The sequence below is a fragment of the Streptomyces asiaticus genome, from assembly GCF_018138715.1.
Classification (GTDB): domain Bacteria; phylum Actinomycetota; class Actinomycetes; order Streptomycetales; family Streptomycetaceae; genus Streptomyces; species Streptomyces asiaticus.
Window position 1 is genome coordinate 3,051,184 of record NZ_JAGSHX010000006.1, and the last position, 16,103, is coordinate 3,067,286.

The 16,103-nt window shown below is 69.8% G+C and carries 15 protein-coding genes; 7 read left to right on the forward strand and 8 right to left on the reverse strand.

Annotation, left to right across the window (positions count from 1 at the left end; all coding sequences use genetic code 11):
* Window positions 1-28: 28 nt before the first annotated feature.
* Complete coding sequence (locus tag KHP12_RS20730) at window positions 29-1,972, reverse strand: multicopper oxidase family protein (RefSeq protein ID WP_308016960.1); 1,944 nt, start codon at window positions 1,970-1,972, stop codon at window positions 29-31.
* A 120-nt stretch (window positions 1,973-2,092) separates the two neighbouring features.
* Window positions 2,093-3,868, reverse strand: coding sequence for an aa3-type cytochrome oxidase subunit I (gene ctaD, locus KHP12_RS20735; protein WP_210609284.1), 1,776 nt, complete (start codon window positions 3,866-3,868; stop codon window positions 2,093-2,095).
* Window positions 3,869-4,429: 561 nt separating this feature from the next.
* Between ctaD and KHP12_RS20740 the strand changes: the two genes are divergently transcribed.
* Window positions 4,430-5,458, forward strand: coding sequence for a sporulation protein (locus tag KHP12_RS20740; protein WP_086885495.1), 1,029 nt, complete (start codon window positions 4,430-4,432; stop codon window positions 5,456-5,458).
* A 177-nt stretch (window positions 5,459-5,635) separates the two neighbouring features.
* On the opposite strand, the gene KHP12_RS20745 is transcribed toward KHP12_RS20740, so the two are convergent.
* Together KHP12_RS20745 and KHP12_RS20750 are read right to left on the reverse strand one after the other, a co-directional pair.
* Window positions 5,636-6,907: a cation:proton antiporter gene (locus KHP12_RS20745; RefSeq protein WP_086885494.1), complete on the reverse strand. Its 1,272-nt coding sequence runs from the start codon at window positions 6,905-6,907 to the stop codon at window positions 5,636-5,638.
* A 4-nt stretch (window positions 6,908-6,911) separates the two neighbouring features.
* A complete protein-coding gene (locus tag KHP12_RS20750) occupies window positions 6,912-7,382 on the reverse strand; it encodes a cation:proton antiporter regulatory subunit (protein WP_086885493.1) in 471 nt (156 codons plus the stop codon).
* Between the two features lie 180 nt (window positions 7,383-7,562).
* Here KHP12_RS20750 and KHP12_RS20755 point away from each other — a divergent pair, with 180 nt between their 5' ends.
* Together KHP12_RS20755 and KHP12_RS20760 are read left to right on the forward strand one after the other, a co-directional pair.
* Entirely contained in the window at window positions 7,563-7,985 is a 423-nt protein-coding gene (locus KHP12_RS20755) for a hypothetical protein (protein ID WP_086885492.1), read from the forward strand.
* 288 nt (window positions 7,986-8,273) lie between these two features.
* Window positions 8,274-8,684 (forward strand): VOC family protein, encoded by a 411-nt coding sequence (locus tag KHP12_RS20760; protein WP_211833393.1) that lies wholly within the window; start codon window positions 8,274-8,276, stop codon window positions 8,682-8,684.
* 1,017 nt (window positions 8,685-9,701) lie between these two features.
* Here the strand turns inward: KHP12_RS20760 and KHP12_RS20765 are convergent.
* Both KHP12_RS20765 and KHP12_RS20770 read right to left on the reverse strand, forming a co-directional pair.
* Window positions 9,702-10,718, reverse strand: coding sequence for a zinc-binding alcohol dehydrogenase family protein (locus KHP12_RS20765; protein WP_086885415.1), 1,017 nt, complete (start codon window positions 10,716-10,718; stop codon window positions 9,702-9,704).
* A gap of 176 nt (window positions 10,719-10,894) precedes the next feature.
* Complete coding sequence (locus tag KHP12_RS20770; RefSeq protein WP_086885413.1) at window positions 10,895-11,113, reverse strand: MbtH family protein; 219 nt, start codon at window positions 11,111-11,113, stop codon at window positions 10,895-10,897.
* Between the two features lie 170 nt (window positions 11,114-11,283).
* On the opposite strand from KHP12_RS20770, the gene KHP12_RS20775 reads away from it, so the two are divergent.
* The 4 genes from KHP12_RS20775 (at window position 11,284) to crcB (KHP12_RS20790) (ending at window position 13,839) form a co-directional block, all read left to right on the forward strand.
* The gene (locus KHP12_RS20775; RefSeq protein ID WP_107471893.1) at window positions 11,284-12,432 is read left to right on the forward strand and encodes a polyprenyl synthetase family protein; all 1,149 of its coding nucleotides are present in this window, start codon (window positions 11,284-11,286) and stop codon (window positions 12,430-12,432) included.
* Between the two features lie 143 nt (window positions 12,433-12,575).
* On the forward strand, window positions 12,576-13,136 hold the full coding sequence (gene crcB, locus KHP12_RS20780; protein ID WP_211833396.1) for a fluoride efflux transporter CrcB: 561 nt from the start codon (window positions 12,576-12,578) through the stop codon (window positions 13,134-13,136).
* A complete protein-coding gene (locus KHP12_RS20785) occupies window positions 13,133-13,468 on the forward strand; it encodes a DUF190 domain-containing protein (protein WP_211835030.1) in 336 nt (111 codons plus the stop codon). Before crcB (KHP12_RS20780) ends, KHP12_RS20785 begins: the two co-directional genes overlap by 4 nt.
* A complete protein-coding gene (gene crcB, locus KHP12_RS20790; protein ID WP_211833404.1) occupies window positions 13,465-13,839 on the forward strand; it encodes a fluoride efflux transporter CrcB in 375 nt (124 codons plus the stop codon). The genes KHP12_RS20785 and crcB (KHP12_RS20790) overlap by 4 nt, the downstream gene beginning before the upstream one ends.
* A gap of 52 nt (window positions 13,840-13,891) precedes the next feature.
* Here crcB (KHP12_RS20790) and KHP12_RS20795 read toward each other — a convergent pair whose 3' ends face one another.
* Together KHP12_RS20795 and KHP12_RS20800 are read right to left on the reverse strand one after the other, a co-directional pair.
* Window positions 13,892-14,827: a LysR family transcriptional regulator gene (locus KHP12_RS20795; RefSeq protein WP_086879318.1), complete on the reverse strand. Its 936-nt coding sequence runs from the start codon at window positions 14,825-14,827 to the stop codon at window positions 13,892-13,894.
* 175 nt (window positions 14,828-15,002) lie between these two features.
* Complete coding sequence (locus KHP12_RS20800; RefSeq protein WP_308289475.1) at window positions 15,003-16,052, reverse strand: sulfotransferase; 1,050 nt, start codon at window positions 16,050-16,052, stop codon at window positions 15,003-15,005.
* Window positions 16,053-16,103 lie beyond the last annotated feature (51 nt).

Consider the following 16,103-nt stretch of genomic DNA (forward strand, 5'->3'; position numbering starts at 1 on the left):
TCCTGACGGGACGGGGTGTCTCGTCCCATCAGTCCCGGACGATCGTCCAGGGGCGCATCAGGTCATCGTCTTCGTGTTCGAGGATGTGGCAGTGGTGGACGTACGTCGCCGGGAACTCGGCGCCGCTGCCGGGGATCGACGCGATCGTGGCCGTCGGTGGGGTGAATTCCTGGATGATGATTCTGGTCACCGTCTCCGGATAGGATTTGACCGTGTCCTTGTTGGATCGCGCTTCGTCCGGGTCCGGCGGGATCGGTGGGCCGGTGAGGTAGTTTGCCAGCACCGGGCGGTCTTCCGGTTTGCGGCCGCCGTCGAGCCACTTTTCGTAATCTGCCTGGTAGCCGGCCGCGTCCATGGGTTGTCTGTTCAGCACCTGGAAGTTGACTAGGTGGACATGCATCGGGTGGGCGTCGTGGTTGGGGTTGATGTACTCCCAGATCTCGGTCGAGCCCGCCTTGATGAAGTCCTGGGACGGTTCCATGAATGGCACCGCGTTGAACGTCATGGTGCCGAAGAGCTTGTGCTGGTACAGGATCCATTGGCGCCGACGGGTGTGCGGTTTCGGCTCGATGGGTGCGACCGTCGGTAGCTTGAGACTCTTGGGCGGCGTCGTCTGGTCCGCGTCTCCGGACAGTCGTTTGGTGACCTGGAATTGCATGATTTCCGAGATTTCCGGTCCGCCGCCGCCGGGGAAGTGGACCGGGGCGTTGTAGTTCGTCACTGTGACGTTCGTGCCCATGGGCAGCCCGCTGAAGTCGACGATCAGGTCGTACCGCTCGGCCGGCGCGATCAGGAAGTTCAACATGGGCAGTGGAGTTCGGAGTCCGCCGTCGGTGCCGATCAGCCAGAACGGCAGTTGGGGTTGGAGCAGGACATCCCTGGGAACGTCGAACCTCAGCCGCCAGAAACGCTCGTTGGAGGCGTTGAGAATGCGCAACCGGTAGCGTCGCGGCTCGACGGCGAGGAAGGGGTACGCCTTGCCGTTGACGACCGGGGTGTCCTCGCCTTCCCGCTGGGTCATGGTGTAGGCGAGCGAGCCGTCCTGGTGGAAGGTCCGGTCCTGGAGGACGAGGGGGACCTCGAATTCGCCTCGTGGTAGTCCCAGCCGCTCGTCGGCGGGGTCGCGGATGAGGTAGAGACCGGCAAGGCCCGCATAGACGTTGACGCTGGTCATTCCCATGCCGTGATCGTGATACCAGAGCATGGACGAACGTTCGTGGTTGGTGTAGCCGCAGATCGCCTCATTGCGTTTGACCCGGCTCGGGTCCAGGGTCGAGTAGGACTCGGCATGGATGCCGTCCGGGCTGAACGACTGGAGCGGCATGCCGTCGGACTGCGGCGCCGTGAAACCGCCGTGCTGGTGCACGACATTCCACACATTGACGTTCGGGGGAAAGGGCGGGTGGCTCGTGTAGGGAGGCGGGGCGATCGGGGTGAGTTGGGGGTCCCCGTTGCGAATGGCGTCGATCACGAACTGGAACAGGTGGGTGGTCGGCAGATGGTTGCGGTACTTGACGACCGTCGGATGGTCCTTGTTCACGCTGATGGTCGGCCCGAGATAGCCCATCCCGATCGGCTTACGAGGATGGTGCGGGTTTGTGGCCCAGTAACCCCACGTCTTCGCCGGTCCGAGATCCCGGTGGAAGCGCCATGAGCCCTGCCGCATGGTGATCTCGTAGTAGTCGGCGCCCGGATAGAGGGAGGAATCCGGGATGGCCGTCATCGGCCTGGGCAGCGGGTCGACGTACTTCTCCAGCGGAGGGGTCTGCGGCACCGAGGTGTCCGTGGGATCTGTTCCGTGCGCCGGCGACGCATACGCCTGCGCTCCCGGAACACCCTGCGGAAGCATGCCCGCGCCCCCCATGGCGCCGGCCATGAGGAATTTCCTTCGCCCGACCATCGCGTCCAGCCTTTCATCGCCTCGCGTAACGCTCAAGGGATACAGGGCTGGCTCGGAACATTGCCGCAGCACGCCGGTCCGGTCCGGGAAATGCCATTCATTGAGCCGATCTCAGCAGCAATTCGGCCGGCGCGGGAATGGGAACCTCATTATCGGGAATTGGAAACTCATTACTAGTACAACCAACGGGGGTCAGCCCTCGCGGCCTCCGGTGTCGTCGCCCGTTTCCGGGCCCGGCCCGCCGCCGGTGCGGTCGTCCTCGGTGCCGAGGTCGACCGGGGCGCCCATGGCCCCGGAGAGGGGCAGCCGGCTGGTGGTGGGGACCTCGTGGGGGACGACCTCGGGGTGGTGGAGGTCGAAGGCGGGGGATTCGGAGCGGATCTTCGGCAGGGTGAGGAAGTTGTGCCGGGGCGGGGGGCAGGAGGTGGCCCATTCCAGGGAACGGCCCCATCCCCAGGGGTCGTCGAGCGCGACCCGCTTCCCGTACTTCCCGGTTTTCCACACGTTGTAGATGAACGGCAGCGTGGACAGGCCCAGGAGGAACGAGCCGATGGTGGAGACCGTGTTCAGCGTGGTGAAGCCGTCGGCGGCCAGATAGTCGACATAGCGACGCGGCATGCCGATGACGCCGAGCCAGTGGTGGACCAGGAAGGTGGTGTGGAAGCCGATGAACAGGGTCCAGAAGTGGATCTTGCCGAGTCGTTCGTCGAGCATCCTGCCGGTGAACTTGGGCCACCAGAAATAGAATCCGGCGAACATCGCGTAGACCACCGTGCCGAAGACCACGTAGTGGAAGTGGGCGACGACGAAATAGCTGTCGTGGACCTCGAAATCCAGCGGGGGCGAGGCCAGGATCACCCCGGTCAGCCCGCCGAAGAGGAAGGTGACCAGGAAGCCGATGGCCCACAGCATCGGCGTCTCGAAGGAGAGGGAGCCACGCCACATGGTTCCGATCCAGTTGAAGAACTTCACCCCGGTCGGCACCGCGATGAGGAACGTCATAAAGGAGAAGAACGGCAGGAGTACGGCTCCGGTGGCGAACATGTGGTGGGCCCACACCGTCGCGGAGAGGCCGGTGATGCCGATGGTGGCGCCCACCAGACCCATATAGCCGAAGACCACCTTGCGGGAGAACACCGGAATGATCTCGGTGATGATGCCGAAGAACGGCAGGGCGATGATGTAGACCTCGGGGTGGCCGAAGAACCAGAAGAGATGCTGCCACAGCACCGGCCCGCCGTTGGCCCCCTCGAAGACGACCGCGCCGAATTTGCGGTCCGCCTCCAGCACCAGCAGGGCCGCCGCCAGGACGGGAAAGGCGAGCAGCACCAGGATCGAGGTGAAGAGGATGTTCCAGGTGAAGATGGGCAGCCGGAACATCGTCATTCCGGGGGCGCGCATGCACACGACGGTCGTGATGAAGTTGACGGCGCCCAGGATCGTCCCGAAGCCGGAGAGGGCGAGGCCCATCACCCACATGTCGCCGCCCACGCCCGGTGTCCGCACCTTGCTGCTGAGCGGCGTATAGGCCGTCCAGCCGAAGTCCGCCGCGCCGCCGGGGGTCAGCAGACTGCCGATCACGATCAGCCCGCCGAAGAGGAAGAGCCAGTACGAGAACATGTTCAGCCGGGGGAAGGCGACATCCGGGGCGCCGATCTGGAGCGGCATGATCTCGTTGGCGAATCCGGCGAAGACCGGTGTGGCGAAGAACAGCAGCATCAGCGTGCCGTGCAGGGTGAAAGCCTGGTTGTACTGCTCCGGGCTGATCAATTGCAGTCCGGGCCGGGCGAGTTCGGCCCGCATGACCATGGCCAGAAGACCGCCGATCAGAAAGAATCCGAACGCGGTCACCAAGTACAGGTGTCCGATTTTCTTGTGGTCCGTGGTGGTGAGCCAGTCGACCACGACGGTGCCGAGTTTGGTGGGTTCGGCGGGAGCTTCATATTCGGGCTTGGTTGTCGTCGCCATGTCCGTGTCCGCTCCTCGGCCGTCTGCATGGGTGGGCGGCCGGCGGCACCGGCCGACGAATTCGTTGTATCGATTCGCCCACCATTACCCGAAGCGGAATGGCGATTCGGACCCGACTCGCCGTAGAGGCCGGGTCATTCACCGGCTTCCTGGGCTCGGCTCGCGGGCCGGCCTGCGCCGCCATCGCCGGATTCCCGCGCTCACGACGATTGCCACGGCGCTCAGCAGCGCCGATCTCATCCGCCGCACACGTGACATCGGTTTCTCCCGTCCTCTGGGATGAGCCGCACCGGATTCCGCGGGCCCGACCCGAGTTACCCATGGCCGGAGGGCCCATTCAGGATAGCTCTCCGTGAGCGGATGAACACCGAGCCGGACCGTCGGGCACGTCGTCGGCCGGGACCGCACCGCCTCTGGCCGGTTTTGCCGCACCAGGACACGTACATGGGAATCCCTTTACCTTCTCGTTCGTTCCACGCATGCCCCCCACGGAACTCAGGAACGAACGCCCCCCACGGAACAGAGAACGATCACAGGGACAGTGAAGGAGTGAACGCCGCGATGGTGTTCAAACGAGTGCTCGGCTCGCTCGGGGTCGGTGGGCCCGTCGTGGACACGGCCCTGGACCGGGAGCCGGTGCGCCCCGGTGGGGTGGTGCGGGGGCATGTGCGGCTCCGGGGCGGAGACGGCGCCTGCGACCTCGAGCACCTCGCGCTGGAGCTGGTCGCCGGGGTCGAGGCCGGGTACGGCGGCGAGGAGCACGAGGGCGGTGTGGTCTTCGACCGTCTCCGGCTCGGCGGCGGGTTCCGGCTCGACGCGAGAGAGCACAGAGAGATTCCGTTCACCATTCACATACCGTGGGAAACACCGCTCACCGAGGTGTCCGGACAGCCGCTGGGTGTCGTCCTGGGCGTCCGGGTCGAGCTCGCGGCGGCGGGCGCGAAGGACCACGGCGATCCGGAGCCGCTGATCGTGCGCCCGCTGCCGGTCCAGGAGGCCGTGCTGGGGGCCCTTGGGCGGCTCGGCTTCGGCCTCGTCGCCGCCGATCTGCGGCTCGCCCATATCGCGGGCACCGGGCAGCGGCTCCCCTTCCACCAGGAGATCGAGCTCACCCCCGCCCCTCAGTACCTCCACGCCGTGAACGAGATCGCGCTGACCCTTCTCACCGGCCCCGACGGGATGGAGGTCGTCCTGGAGGCCGACAAGCGCGGCAGAGGCTCTGGCGCCCTGGGCCGCCACACCGTGCGCCATGAGGACCTCGAGCGGAGCGACTGGACCGGTGAGGTCGACTCCTGGATCCGGGCGCTCATCGAATCCCGCGCGAGGCATACCGCCCGCGATGGCCGCACCAGCACCAGTGCGGCCATCGCGGGCGTCACGGGCGGTACAGGCGTCACAGGCGTCACGGCCGGTACGGCGGCGGGTGGGGCCGTGGGCGGCGGTATGGTCACGGCCGGGCTCGGCGACGCGTTAGGGAATTTAGCGGGCTTAGGCGACTTAGGCGACTTAGGCGACTTAGGGGGCTTGGAGGGCTCAGGGGGCGCAAGAGCCTTAAGGGACTCGGGGCCCGAGGAGGAGGACCGGGGCTGAGCCACGGAGCGACGCGGAGGGCCGCGGAGCGTCCCGCGGCCCTCCTCGTACGCATCGACCTGTACGCATCGACCCGTACGTACCGACCTGTACGTACCGACCTGTACGTACCGATCCGTACGCATCGGCCCGTACGCATCGGCCCGTACGCATCGGCCCGTACGCATCGACGAGCGGCTATGAACGACGCCCCACGGCGTCCGGGTCGTCCACCACCTCTCGCGGCTCCTCCGCCACACCATCGCCCCCGCTATCGACCGCCGCGGCGCCAGCGGGCTCGCGGCGCGCCGCCAGCCGGGCCGTGACCCGCCGGGCGACGGGCTCGGTCCAGCGGGCGGTGAGCGGCCCGAGGACGACCAGGATCAGGACGTACGCCGTGGCCAGCGGGCCGAGCGACGGTTCGATACCCGCCGTGACGGCGAGCCCCGCGATGACGATCGAGAACTCGCCCCGGGCCACCAGCGTGCCGCCCGCCCGCCAGCGGCCCCGGGCCGAGATCCCGGCCCGCCGTGCCGCCCAGTAACCGGTGGCGATCTTCGTACCGGCGGTGAGGAGGGCCAGCGTCATGGCGGGCAGCAGCACAGGGGGAATGCTGGCCGGATCCGTGTGCAGACCGAAGAAGACGAAGAACACGGCGGCGAACAGATCCCGCAGCGGGCTGAGCAGATGGTGGGTGCCCTCGGCGACCTCCCCGGACAGGGCGATGCCCACCAGGAACGCGCCGACGGCCGCCGACACCTGGAGCTGCTGCGCGATCCCCGCCACCAGCAGCGTCAGCCCGAGCACCACCAGCAGCAGCTTCTCGGGGTCGTCGCTGGAGACGAAGCGGGAGATGTGCCGTCCGTAGCGGACGGCCAGGAACAGCACCAGACCGGCCACGCCGAGGGCGATGGCCAGGGTGACACTGCCCGCCGCCAGGCCCGCACCGGCCAGCAGGGCGGTGACAATCGGCAGATAGACGGCCATCGCCAGGTCCTCGAGGACGAGGATGCTGAGGATCACCGGGGTCTCGCGGTTGCCGAGCCGGCCCAGATCGCCGAGCACCTTGGCGATGACGCCGGAGGAGGAGATCCAGGTCACCCCGGCGAGCACCACGGCGGCCACCGGCCCCCACCCCAGCAGCAGGGCCATGACGGCGCCGGGCAGGGCGTTGAGCACCGCGTCGACCAGACCGGCCGGGTACTGGGTCTTGAGATTGCTGACCAGGTCGCTGGCGGTGTACTCCAGCCCGAGCATCAGCAGCAGCAGGATGACGCCGATCTCGGCGCCGGTCGCGACGAACTCCTCGCTCGCTCCCAGCGGCAGCAGCCCACCCTCGCCGAAGGCCAGTCCGGCCAGCAGATACAGCGGGATCGGGGAGAACTGGAGCCGCCCGGCGAGCCGCCCCAGCAGCCCGAGGCCCAGGATGACCGCGCCGAATTCGATCAGAAAGACAGCAGACGCATGCATGGGCTCACTCCCGCCCGAGTATCGCCGCGGCCGTCTCCACACCCTCGCGGGTGCCGATCACGATCAGCTCGTCCCCACCGGCCAGCCGGAAGTCGGGGGTCGGGGAGGGGATCGCCTCCGCCCTGCGCAGCACGGCCACGATCGAGGCGCCGGTCTCCGTCCGCATCCGCGTCTCGCCCAGCACCCTCCCGTTCCAGTGCGACGTGGACGACAGCTCGATCCGCTCGGCCACCAGCCCCAGCTCGGTGGTGGACAGCAGATTCGGGCTGTGATGACTTGGCATCAGCACCCCGACAAGCGCCTCCGCTTCCCCTGGGGTCAGCCTGGTGGACAGGGCACATTCATCGGGATCCTCCTTCCGGTACGCGCTCAGCGTCCGTCCGCCGTCGCGATGTGCGATGACCGAAAGCCGCCTGCTCTCTCGTGTCGTCAGGTCGTAGCGAACCCCGATCCCGGGCAATGGCGTACTGCTCATGCGCGGAGCGCCCACAGTCATCCCTCTCGTCGCTCGATTCCTGTGCCACCCTAACGAATGGCAAAGAATTGGTAATGACGGCAGGTGTACGAGGGTGCGATGGGACGATGCCGACCGCGTATGGGTGGGGTGGCCATCGATCTACGCATGAGGATGGCGCCCAGAGGAGGGGTGGTACCCATGATCGAGTGGAGGCGGCTCAACACCGGGATCAGGCCAGTTCCCGATCCTGTCGCCACTCCCGTCATCTGGGGCGGGGCCTCCCTGGGCGCGCTGGTGCTGGTGGCGACCCTGAACTTCCTCGGCGGCCATGGCCGCCCGATGTTCGCCCTGGTCGCGCTCTCGCTGCTGGCCGCTCTGCTGGGGCTGTGCGCGCGCTTTGTCGCGGCGCCCGGTACGGCGGGGCTGTGCTGGCTGTTCCTCAACGGCTTCGCCATTCCGCCCGCGGGACAGCTCTCCTGGGCGGGCGACCGGGACGCCCGCTGGCTCGCCTGTCTCCTGGCGGCGGCCGTCGCGGGCACGGCGCTCGCCCGCATCGTCAACGCCCGGGCGGGATACCGCCGCATCAGCCCGCTCGGCCGCCGTCCAGGGGCGCCGGAGTGAGGTGATCGGTCCGCGAGGTGATGTGACCGGTTCGCGAGGCGATGTGACCGGTTCGCGAGTGAGGTGACCGGTTCGCGAGGCGATGTGGCCGGTTCGCGAGTGAGGTGACTGGTCCGCGGTCGTAGGTCGCATGGCCGGGGGAAGGCCCGGCGAGCGGCCGATGCCCCGGGGCGGGCCCGTCCCTAGGCTCGGGGCGCGGCCCGGCGATCACGGGGCCGTCGATGCGTTCCCCATGACGAAGTCGATATGACGAAGTCGATGCGTTCCCCTACGACGAAGGAGGCGCCCATGCCCGCCGACGGTCAGAGCCACATCCGCATCGCCCGCCCCTCGCGTGACCTCGCGGCGGCGGAGCGCTTCTGGTGTGCGGGGCTGGGGTTGAGCGTGGTGCACCGGGTCGAGGGCGGTGACCGGGCCGGGGAGCACGATCTGCTGATGGTGGGTTGGCCGGACGCCTCCTGGCATCTGGAGCTCGTCCACGAGGCGGCCCACCCCGTCGAGCCTCGGCCGACCGAGGAGGATCTGCTGGTGGTCTACCTCGACGAGCCGGTCCCCGAGGAGCTCGTGGACCGGCTCATCCGGCACGGTGGCACTCGCGTCGCCTCGCCCAATCCGTACTGGAACGAATGGGGCGTCACCATCGAGGATCCGGACGGCTACCGCCTGGTGCTGTGCCGCCGCGGCTGGTCGAATTCCTGAGGCGCCGGGGTTTCCCAGGGTCAGGCCCAGGGCCCATGACCCAGGGCCATCGCGCTGCGGGGTGTCCGGCGGACCGCTCGGCGGAGCCGCGTATCGAGGCTTTCCCCTCCCCGCCCCTTCCCGATACCAGGGGCTCCGCCCCTGGACCCCGGGGCCGGTGGGCCGACCGTCGCCGCGGCCGGCCCACCGGCCGGGGCGCCGGCCGTGCCGCCTGCGGCGCGGCCGGGGCCCAGGGCGGAGCCCCGCCACGCGGCGGCGCCGCATATCGATGCCGTGGGAAGGGGCGAGGCCCCGGTTTCGGGGTCTGGGGCAGAGCCCCGGGGCCAGGGTCCAGGGCGAAGCCCCGGTCCGGAGCCTGAGGCAAAGCCCCCCGAGCCAGGGTCTGAGACGAAGCCCCGGGTCCGGAACCTGAGGCAAAGCCCCTGGGGCCGGGGTCCAGGGCGGAGCCCCGGACCGGGGTCCGGGACAAAGCCCCCCGAGGGCCAGGGGCCAGGGCAAAGCCCCGGCCCGGAACCTGAGGCAAAGCCCCCCGAGCCAGGGTCTGAGACGAAGCCCCGGGTCCGGAACCTGAGGCAAAGCCCCTGGGGCCGGGGTCCAGGGCGGAGCCCCGGACCGGGGTCCGGGACAAAGCCCCCCGAGGGCCAGGGGCCAGGGCAAAGCCCCGGCCCGGAACCTGAGGCAAAGCCCCCGAGCCAGGGTCTGAGACGAAGCCCCGGGTCCGGAACCTGAGGCAAAGCCCCTGGGGCCGGGGTCCAGGGCGGAGCCCCGGACCGGGGTCCGGGACAAAGCCCCCCGAGGGCCAGGATCCGGGACAAAGCCCCGGACCGAGGTCCGGGGCAAAGCCCCCGGGCCAGGGTCTGGGACGAAGCCCCGGCCCGGAGTCTGCGGCAAAGCCCCGGGCCAGGGTCTGGGACGAAGCCCCGGTTTCGGGGTCTGGGGCGGAGCCCCGGTTTCGGGGTCTGGGGCGGAGCCCCAGTTGAGGGAAGGGGCGGGGAGGGGAGCAGCTCGCCGCAGGCGTCACGATCCGTCGGACAGGGCACCCCCCTGGTGCGGCATCGTCAGGACCGCCACACCGTTGACGCGGTCGGCGGCGAGGTCGTCCAGGGCGGCGTTCGCCCGGTCGAAGGGGTACGGCGTGACCGTGGCGCTGATGCGGTGCTCGGCGGCCGCGGCGAGGAATTCGCGGCCGTCCTCGCGGGTGTTGGCGGTGACGCTGCGGACGGTGCGTTCCCGGAAGAGGTGCCGCTCGTAGTCGAGTGACGGGATGTCGGTGAGGTAGATCCCGGCGATGCTCAGCGTGCCGCCCGCGTCCAGAGACTCCAGGGCGACCGGGACCAGGTCGCCCACCGGGGCGAAGAGGATGGCGGCGTCGAGCGGCTCGGGCGGACGGTCGTAGGCGTCGTTCGCGGAGGCGGCGCCGAGGTCCAGGGCGAGTGCGCGGGCGGCGGGTGAGCGGGTCAGGACGTGGACGGCGGCGCCCCGCGCGATGGCCACCTGGGCGGTGAGGTGTGCCGAGCCGCCGAAGCCGTAGATGCCGAGCCGGCCGCCCGGCGGGGGGTCGGCCCGGCGCAGCGCGCGGTAGCCGATGATCCCGGCGCACAGCAGTGGGGCGAGCTCCTCGTCGCGGTATCCGGAGGGCAACTCATAGGCGTAGGCCGCCGGTACGGTGACGTACTCGGCGTAGCCGCCATCCGCGTCCCAGCCGGTGTACTCCGAGAGCGGGCACAGGTTCTCCTGGCCCCGGAGGCAGGAGCGGCAGCGACCGCAGGTGCGCCGCAGCCAGGGGACGCCGATCCGGATTCCGGGGCCGGGGCCATGCGCCCGCGAGCCCGCCGCGACGACCTCGCCGACCGCCTCGTGACCGGGGACGACGGGGCTGCGGTGCGGGGGCAGATCGCCGTCGCGGACATGCAGATCGGTACGGCAGACCCCACAGGCTCGGACCCTGATCAGCAGCTCGTCCTCCGCCGGGCGCGGAACCGGCAGCTCCACCTGCTCGATCCGGCCCGGGGCGGGGACCACCCATGCCCGCATGGTCGCCGGAAGGTCGACGTTCGCGTCCGTCACCTCGCCAACGTAACGCCGTGAGCACCGTGTCGACCGTAAGGCACGCGTTACGGCCATGCGGCGCCAAAAAGCGAAGAGATATGACCGGAAACTGCCAACCGCGTGCGGACGCGATCAGACCGAGGTGCGGTCCATGGCGTTGATCAGGCCGAGGTGCCGTCCATCGCGGCGATCAGGCTCGTGGGACGCATATCGGTCCAGTGCTTGTTGACGTAGTCCAGGCACGCCTGGCGGTCGTCCTCGCCGTGGGCGACCGTCCAGCCCGCGGGGACCTCGGCGAAGGCGGGCCACAGCGAGTGCTGCCCCTCCTCGTTGACGAGCACGAGATAGCGGCCGTCGGGGTTCTCGAAGGGGTTGCTCATCGCTGGTCTCCTCGCTCACGGTCGGCGTCGACGAGCTTGACGGTACCGGCAGGGGCCGGGCACCCGCCGAGGGGTTCCCGAGGGCCTGGGGAAAGGCCTGGGATACGGAAAATGGCACCTTCCTGACGGAATTCGGGGTTCCGGGGTGGCCCTCGCCTACGGTCCGCGGCATGGTCGCGTCCGCCAGAACCGAGCCCAGGGGCTCCATGGCCATGGAGCTCACCTTCGGCGACCCCGCGCTCACGGCCCGGCTGGAACGCGGAATGGACGCCTCGGAGGAGTGGCTGCGCGCTCTCGCCGCCGGGGCCCAGGACCCTTGTGTCGCCGAGGTCGTCGGACATCTCTTCGGCCCCGGCGGCAAACGGCTGCGCCCGCTCCTGGCGCTTGTGGGCGCGGAGTTCGGCGAGCGCGACCCGTCCAGCACCGACCCGTACGCGACCGATCCGTACGCCACCGATCCGTCCAGCACCGACCCGTACGCCACCACCCCGTACGCCACCGACCCGTCCCGCGCCGTGGAAGCCGCTGCCCCGTCCCGCGCCGTGGAGGCCGCCGCCCTGGCCGAGCTGGTGCATGTCGCCTCGCTCTACCACGACGACGTCATGGACCAGGCCCACACCCGTCGCGGAGTCCCCAGCGTCAACGCCCGCTGGGGCAACACCACCGCCGTCCTCGCGGGCAATTGGCTGCTGTCGAAGGCGGCCCAGCTCGCCGCCGAACTCGGCCCGGAGACCATACAGTTGCAGTCCAAGGTCACCAATCGGCTGATCATGGGCCAGATACGGGAACTCGTCGGCCCCTCGGACGAGGACGATCCGCTCTCCCACTACTTCACCGTGGTGGCCGGGAAGTCGGCCGCGCTCATCTCCATGGCGCTACAGCTGGGAGCGGTCCGGACGGGCGCCCCGGAACATGTCGTCCAGACGCTCGCCGAATACGGAGAACATCTGGGCATCGCGTTCCAGATATCCGACGACATCCTCGACATCACCTCCACCTCCGAGGTCTCCGGCAAGGAGCAGGGCAAGGACCTCGCGATCGGGGTGGCCAGCCTCCCGGTGCTGCTGGCGCTGGCCGACGAGCGGCCGGAGGCGGGTGAGTTGCGCACCCTGCTGACCGCCGCCACCGCGGGCCCGGAGGGCGCCGGGCTGCCGAGGGCCGTCGCGCTGCTGCACCGCTGCGGTGCGCTGACGGAGGCGCGCACGGTGATGCACGCCCGGCTGCTGCGCGCCAGGACCGCGGCGAACGGGCTGCCGGACGGCCCGGCGACCCGGGTGCTGCACGCGCTGTGCGACTTCGTGGCGCGCCGGGATCACTGACGGACGTCCTCCGTAAGGCACCCATACATCCGTAGGGCGCCCATACATCCGTAAGGCGCTCATACGTTCCCACCGACCTCCCCGGCCCGCTTCCCGTCTGCCCCGGTCGGCCGGTGTCCGCGTCACGACGTAATCTGAGCCCTATGGGCAGCTCACGGTCTGATGTGGTGGACGAGCCCATCGACCCCGATACCGGCCCGGCCCCGCCCGCCCGGCACGGACCGTGGCGAGGGCAGGGGCCCGTGGTGGGTGTGGTGGCGGTGGGCGGCGCGCTCGGGGCGACGGCCCGCTACGGCGCGTCGCTGCTGTGGCCGACCCCGTCCAGCGCCTTCCCCTGGACGATCCTGCTGGTCAACGCCGTCGGCTGCGCGGTCATCGGCGTCTTCCTGGTGCTGATCACCGAGATGTGGACGGCCCACCGGCTGGTGCGGCCCTTCTTCGGCACCGGTGTGCTCGGCGGCTTCACCACCTTCTCGACGTACGCCGTGGATTTCACCCGGCTGATCCAGGACGGCCGTATCGCGATCGCCTTCGGCTATCTGCTGGGCACGCTCGTGATGGCGATGGCGGCCGTATGGGCGGCCGTGGTGGCGACCCGGCGCGTCCTCGGCGGGTACAGCGGCACCGGCAGGTACGGCGGCACCGGCAGGTACGGCGGCACCGGCGGGTACGGCGGCGGCACCGGCGGGAGGGCGGCCCGGTGACCGGCGAGCCCGCGCTGCGGCTGACCGTCTTCATCGGCGAGAACGACACCTGGCACCGCAAACCGCTGTCCGCCGAGATCGTCCACCGCGCCCATCGCGCGGGGCTCGCGGGGGCGAGCGTGTTCCGCGGTGTCGAGGGGTACGGCTCCTCGTCCCTGATCCACACCTCGCGGCTGCTGTCGCTCGGCGAGGATCTGCCCATGGCCGTCGTGATCATCGATACGGAGGAGCGAGTGCGGTCCTTCCTGCCCGAGCTGGAGGAGATCGTGGGTGACGGCCTCGTGGTGGTCGACCCGGTCGAGATCGTGCGCCCCCGGAGGCAGGCCCGGTGAACTGGCTGCTGGTGATCGCGGGCGGGATGGTCGGCGCCCCGCTGCGCTATCTGACCGACCGCGCGGTGCAGACACGGCACGACTCGGTGTTCCCGTGGGGCACGTTCCTGGTCAATGTGGTGGGCTGCCTGGTGCTGGGCCTGCTGACCGGCGCGGCGGCGGAGGGCGCGGCGTCCCAGCGGCTGCAACTGCTGCTGGGCACGGGGCTGTGCGGGGCGTTGACGACGTATTCGACGTTCTCGTTCGAGACCGTGCGGCTGGCCGAGGAGGGCGCCCGGCTCTTCGCCGTGGCGAATGTGGTGCTGAGCCTGGTGGTCGGGGTGGGCGCCGCCTTCGCGGGTGTGGGGCTGGCCCACGCGATCTGGGGCTGATCACCAACCGCCCCCAGCGGCCTTACCGCTCGCTCGCCCCTCCCCCGCCCCGCTACGGCAGCAGTCGCGTCGTGGTCGGCGGCAGGCCGAACTCCCCCGCGGCCGCCGTCCGCAGATGCTCCAGCATCACCCGGCGCAGCTCCCGCGCGGCCCGGGGCGGCGCGACGTCCTTACGGTGGGCGACGGCAATGGTGCGCTGCATGTCGTGGCCCGCGAACGGCGTGATCCGCAGCCCGGACCTGGCCGCCACCATCCCCGGCAGTACGGCGATGCCGAGCCCGGCCCGTACGAAGCCCAGCACCGCGTCCATCTCACCGCCCTCCACCGTGAAGGACGGCTCGAAACCGGCCGCCCGGCAGGCCGCCGTGGTGAATTCCCGGAGGTCGTAGCCGCGCCGGAACATCACCATCGGGCGGTCCCGGAGATCCTCGACCTGGATCCGCCGGCGCCGGGTGGGCGGTGGGGACGCGGGTGAGGAGGCCACCACCAGCTCCTCCCGCAGCAGCTCGGTGGCGGCGAGGGCGGGGGCCTGCCCGAGCACCGGGGTGATGATCAGCGCGAGGTCCAGCTCGCCCGCGGAGAGCGTGCGGACCAGATCCTGGGAACCGCCCTCGTCCACGATCAGCTCGATGCCCGGGAACTCGTCGTGGAAGCGGCGCAGCACATCGGGGACGAAGCTGGCGCACAGGCTCGGCGTGGCCCCCAGCCGCACCCGGCCGCGCCGCAGCTGGGCGACCTCCTGGACCTCGCGGTGCGCGGTCTCGGTGTCGGCGAGGATCTGGCGGGCCAGTGGCAGCAGGGCCTCTCCCGCGTCGGTGAGGGCGATATTGCCGCGCGCCCGGTGGAAGAGATCGGCTCCCAGCTCCCGCTCGAGGGCGCGGATCTGCTGGGACAGCGAGGGCTGGGCGACATGCAGGAGCTCCGCGGCGCGGGTGAAGTGCCGGGTCTCCGCGACGGTGGCGAAATATCGCAGCTGATGCAACTGCACACCACGATGATAGGTACCGGCTATGGCCGTCCCGCCACAGCGTGCCCAGGACGTATGGGCCCCTCTCGGGGGAGCTCCCCCGGGGCGGGGGGCTCAGCAACCTGGGAGGGAAGCGGGGCGCCACCCGGCGACCGGCCTCCAGGAGGGCGGCCGCCGCCGGGTGACGACGTGCGCCCTACTGGTGGGCGGCCAGCGCCCGCGTCCCCGGGCTACAGGACTCCAGCAGCGAGGTGAGCTCCTCCTCGGCCAGCTTGCTCGCCGCGCCCGGCCGGCCACCGTCGAGGTGGGCGATGGACGCGTCCAGCCAGTCGCGGTGCGGTTCCACCCCGATGAACTCGGCGAGCCGGATCAGCTCCTTCTCCGGCTCCTCCAGCAGGGTCTCGTACGACAGCGCGGTGCGCTGCTCCGCCGGGACCTCGTCCAGCTTCCGCAGACCGTCGACGATCGTCTCGGACCACAGAGTGCCGAACGCGTCGATCGGGATGGGACGGTCCCACACCAGCGCCGGGTCATAGCGGTCGCTCAGCAGCGGGGCCAGGTCGGGCGGGAGCTGGGCCGCGTGCTGCGGCGTCAGATGCATCGGGGTCTCGAGACCGCAGTGGGTGGCCATCTCCCACAGCATCGGGATCATCCGGAAGCTGAAGTGGCGGCTCATCGAGACGGCACAGTCGGGGCCCTGGCGGTAGAGGTGCACAAAGCGGGCCTCGGGGAAGGCGCGGTGCATCTCGGGTACGCGGCCGATGGACAGGCCGGTGCGCTCGACGACGGCTCCGGGGTTGCCGAACCGTGCGCCGAGGGTGGCGAAGAGGGCCGTCCAGTGGTCCGCCGGACGGCGGGTGGGCCAGGTGGTGACCTCGGCCGCCAACTCGTCGAAGAGCGCGTCGGGGTCGTCGGTCAGATGGGGCAGCACCATGACGCTGATGGCCGGGATACCGGTGGTCTCCGCGTCGAACCGCCGCTTGGGCATCCGGTGGTAGAGGAACTCGGGCGGGATGGCGCCATTTTTGATCATGCTATTGGTGACCACATTGGGCCGGGACAGAAATCCCCAGAAATCCGAACCGCTCAGCGGAGTCTCGTCCAGTACCTCCGTGTCCGGAATACTGGCGAACAATTCATTGATACTGAGAACATCCGGATGAATATTGATGATCTGAGACAGAGCCGTCGAACCGCACCGACCGGTGCCGACGACAAATGTCAACTTCTGGTTGACCACGCGCACTTCCTCCCGTTTCTCGCTCGGACAACTAGTTGCTTCCCTAGTGCCGTCCCC

What these genes read in the sequence shown, in the direction of transcription:
- ctaD (WP_210609284.1), bottom strand. Translation starts at nt 3,868, where the DNA reads ATGGCGACGACAACCAAGCCCGAATATGAAGCTCCCGCCGAACCCACC.
- KHP12_RS20740 (WP_086885495.1), top strand. Translation starts at nt 4,430, where the DNA reads ATGGTGTTCAAACGAGTGCTCGGCTCGCTCGGGGTCGGTGGGCCCGTC.
- KHP12_RS20745 (WP_086885494.1), bottom strand. Translation starts at nt 6,907, where the DNA reads ATGCATGCGTCTGCTGTCTTTCTGATCGAATTCGGCGCGGTCATCCTG.
- KHP12_RS20750 (WP_086885493.1), bottom strand. Translation starts at nt 7,382, where the DNA reads ATGAGCAGTACGCCATTGCCCGGGATCGGGGTTCGCTACGACCTGACG.
- KHP12_RS20755 (WP_086885492.1), top strand. Translation starts at nt 7,563, where the DNA reads ATGATCGAGTGGAGGCGGCTCAACACCGGGATCAGGCCAGTTCCCGAT.
- KHP12_RS20760 (WP_211833393.1), top strand. Translation starts at nt 8,274, where the DNA reads ATGCCCGCCGACGGTCAGAGCCACATCCGCATCGCCCGCCCCTCGCGT.
- KHP12_RS20765 (WP_086885415.1), bottom strand. Translation starts at nt 10,718, where the DNA reads ATGCGGGCATGGGTGGTCCCCGCCCCGGGCCGGATCGAGCAGGTGGAG.
- KHP12_RS20770 (WP_086885413.1), bottom strand. Translation starts at nt 11,113, where the DNA reads ATGAGCAACCCCTTCGAGAACCCCGACGGCCGCTATCTCGTGCTCGTC.
- KHP12_RS20775 (WP_107471893.1), top strand. Translation starts at nt 11,284, where the DNA reads ATGGTCGCGTCCGCCAGAACCGAGCCCAGGGGCTCCATGGCCATGGAG.
- crcB (WP_211833396.1), top strand. Translation starts at nt 12,576, where the DNA reads ATGGGCAGCTCACGGTCTGATGTGGTGGACGAGCCCATCGACCCCGAT.